1 protein-coding gene is annotated in these 862 nt (G+C 68.4%); it reads right to left on the bottom strand.

Annotated elements, in window-relative coordinates; translation table 11 throughout:
• Positions 1–862: CHAD domain-containing protein (locus MOV75_RS40000; protein ID WP_247008354.1), on the bottom strand; the 862-nt coding region annotated here is incomplete at both ends.

The raw sequence follows: 862 nt of genomic DNA on the forward strand, positions 1-862 counted from the left end.
CAGCCGGCAATCGCCGCCGCGGCAATGGCACTGCCGGGCTCGGCATCGAGGCCCTCGAGCAGCGATGCCGTGACCGCCATGTCGTTGAAGGCGCCGAGCTCCTCCTGCAGATCGGCGAGCCGGCGCGAGAAGCGCCGCGTGGACTTGCGGTCCTCATACAGCGGCAGCAGGAATTCGCCGAGATAGCGCAGCCGCTTGGTCGCGAGCCGAACCTTGTGCAGCCGCAGGGTCGTGAGCGACTTGAAGCGGCGGCCGCGCTTGAGCACCTTCGCGTATTGCTCCGACAGGATGCGCTGCGCGAAGGTGACGGCGGGCTCGGCGAGCTGGCCGAGATCTTCGGCGGCAACATCGTTGCGCCATCCCCGCGTCTCGATCCAGTGACCGAGGCCGATCAGGAACACGGCGCAGCGGCGATCGTCGAGCGCATGATGCGCCCTGCGATAGGCCTCGGACTGGCCCCTGGCCGCGGCCCGGCCGAGCGCATCGAAGCCCGCAACCGCAGGACAGGCTTTTGCGATCGTCGGCAGGGTCTCGAGCCGGAAGACATCCCAGTCGCGCGCAGCGGACAGCTCTTGCGCCAGCCATTTTGCTTCCGACCGCAGTGCATCGAGATTACTGAGCGCGCCGACCGATTGCATCAGATCGAGCGCCGACCTCAGCCGGCGCAGCGAGACGCGCAGCTGATGCACGCCTTCCGGATTGCGGCCATCCTCGGCCGCCGGCCGCGACTGCAGCAGATGAAGGAAGCAGGAGCGCAGGATGGTCGCGAAGGCTTCGTCGAGCGTGACCGACGGATCGAGATGAAGTTTTCGCGGACGACGCGCCGCCGGCGCCAGGCCGGCGGCAAGGTCGAAGCCGCGCG

The sequence above is a fragment of the Bradyrhizobium sp. PRIMUS42 genome (genome assembly GCF_023006515.1).
GTDB lineage: Bacteria > Pseudomonadota > Alphaproteobacteria > Rhizobiales > Xanthobacteraceae > Bradyrhizobium.